Here is a 2,268-nt window from a genome sequence, read left to right on the forward strand (position 1 = left end):
GAGCTCCACCCCCTCGGCGTCCCCCGCCGGCCTCGACCTCGACCGGCTCGCCGGCTACCTCGCCGAGCACCGGCCCGACCTGGCCACCGGCCCGCTGCGGGCCCGGCTGATCGCCGGCGGCAAGTCCAACCTGACCTACCTGCTGCGCGCCGGCGAGCACGAGGTCGTGCTGCGCCGCCCGCCGCTCGGGCATGTGCTGGCCACCGCGCACGACATGGCCCGCGAGTTCCGGGTGATCTCGGCGCTCGCCCGCACCGACGTGCCGGTGCCCGCGGCGCTGCTGCACTGCCCGGATCCGGACGTGATCGGCGCGCCGTTCTACCTGATGGAACGGGTGCCTGGCGAGGTGTTCCGCACCCGCGCCCAGACCGACCCGCTCAGCCCGGAGCAGCGGCGGGAGCTGGCGATGGCGATGATGGACACCCTCGCCGCGCTGCACGCCGTGGAGCCGGCCTCGGTCGGGCTGGCCGACTTCGGCCGGCCGGAGGGCTACCTCGCCCGGCAGGTCCGCCGCTGGGCCGGGCAGCTGGAACGCTCCCGCAGCCGGCCGCTGCCGGGCATCGAGGAGCTGCGCGACCTGCTCGCCGCCACCGCGCCCGAGGGCGCCAACGCGGGCCGGATCGTGCACGGCGACTACCGGCTGGACAACCTCCTCGCCACCGTCGACCCGGTGGCCGTCCGGGCGGTGCTCGACTGGGAGATGGCCACCCTCGGCGACCCGCTGGCCGACCTCGGGCTGCTGCTGACCTACTGGGACGTGCTCGGCGGCAGCGAGACCGCGGCCGGCAACCCGGTCGCCGACGGGCTCGGCCCGCGCGCCGGCTTCCCCACCGGCGATGAGCTGATCGAGCGGTACGCCGGCCGGAGCGACGTCGACGTCGGCCCGCTGCACTGGCACGTCGCGCTCGGCTGCTTCAAGCTCGCGGTGATCTGCGAGGGCATCCACTACCGGCACACGCTGGGGCAGACCCTCGGCGAGGGCTTCGACCGGATCGGCGAGATGGTGGCACCGCTGGTCGCGCACGGGCTGACCGCCGCCAGGGAGCGCTGATGGACTTCGCGTACGACGCCCGCACCGAGCAGCTGCGCGGTGAGCTGACCGCGTTCCTGACCGAGCACGTCTACCCGGCCGAGCCGGTGCACGCCGAGCAGGTCGCCGCCGCCGGCGACCCGTGGGCCCGGCCGCCGGTGATGGCCGAGCTGAAGGCCGAGGCGCGCAAGCGCGGCCTGTGGAACCTCTTCCTGCCCGATCCGCGCTACGGCGCCGGGCTGACCAACCTCCAGTACGCCCCGCTGGCCGAGCTGACCGGGCGCAGCCCGCACCTGGCCCCGGAGGCGGTCAACTGCGCCGCCCCGGACACCGGCAACATGGAGCTGCTCGCCGAGTTCGGCTCCGACGCGCAGCGCAAGCGCTGGCTGGAGCCGCTGCTCGAGGGCGAGATCAGGTCGGCGTTCTGCATGACCGAGCCGGAGGTGGCCTCCTCCGACGCCACCAACATCGCCACCCGGATCACCCGCGACGGCGACCACTACGTGATCAACGGCCGCAAGTGGTGGTCGTCGGGGGCGATGGACCCGCGCTGCGAGATCTTCATCGTGATGGGCAAGACCGACCCGGGCGCCGACCGTCACCGGCAGCAGAGCATGGTGCTGGTCCCCCGGGACACCCCGGGGGTCACGGTCCGCCGGGGCATGACCGTGTTCGGCTACAGCGACGCCCCGCACGGCGGGCACGCCGAGATCGACTTCGTCGACGTACGGGTGCCGGCGGAGAACCTGATCGGCGCCGAGGGCGCCGGGTTCGCCATCGCCCAGGCCCGGCTCGGCCCCGGCCGCATCCACCACTGCATGCGGCTGATCGGGATGGCCGAACGGGCCCTGGAACTGCTCTGCCGGCGGGCCGGCGAGCGGGTCGCATTCGGCCGGCCCCTCGCGGAGCAGGGCGTGGTGCGGGAGTGGATCGCCGAGTCCCGGGTGCGCATCGAGCAGGCCCGGCTGCTGGTGCTCAAGACCGCCTGGCTGATGGACACGGTCGGCAACAAGGGCGCGCACACCGAGATCCAGGCCATCAAGATCGCCACGCCGGCGATGGCCGAGTGGGTGATCGACAAGGCGATCCAGGCGCACGGCGGCGCCGGCGTCAGCCAGGACACCCCGCTGGCCGCGCTCTGGGCCCAGGCGCGCACGCTGCGCCTCGCCGACGGCCCCGACGAGGTCCACAAGGCCTCCCTGGCCCGCCGCGAACTCCGCCGCTGGACCCACCCCTCA

At 74.5% G+C, this 2,268-nt stretch carries 2 protein-coding genes; both read left to right on the top strand.

The features are described from left to right. A partial coding sequence (locus tag DLJ47_RS08065) for a phosphotransferase family protein (protein ID WP_109899434.1) occupies positions 1 to 1,051 on the top strand: 1,051 nt, incomplete at its 5' end. Then, positions 1,051 to 2,268: acyl-CoA dehydrogenase family protein (locus DLJ47_RS08070; protein ID WP_109899435.1), on the top strand; the 1,218-nt coding region annotated here is incomplete at its 3' end. The genes DLJ47_RS08065 and DLJ47_RS08070, both read left to right, overlap by 1 nt.

Origin of the sequence: Micromonospora sp. S4605 (genome assembly GCF_003176715.1) — a bacterium.
In the GTDB taxonomy this organism is placed as follows: Bacteria; Actinomycetota; Actinomycetes; order Mycobacteriales; family Micromonosporaceae; genus Micromonospora; species Micromonospora echinaurantiaca.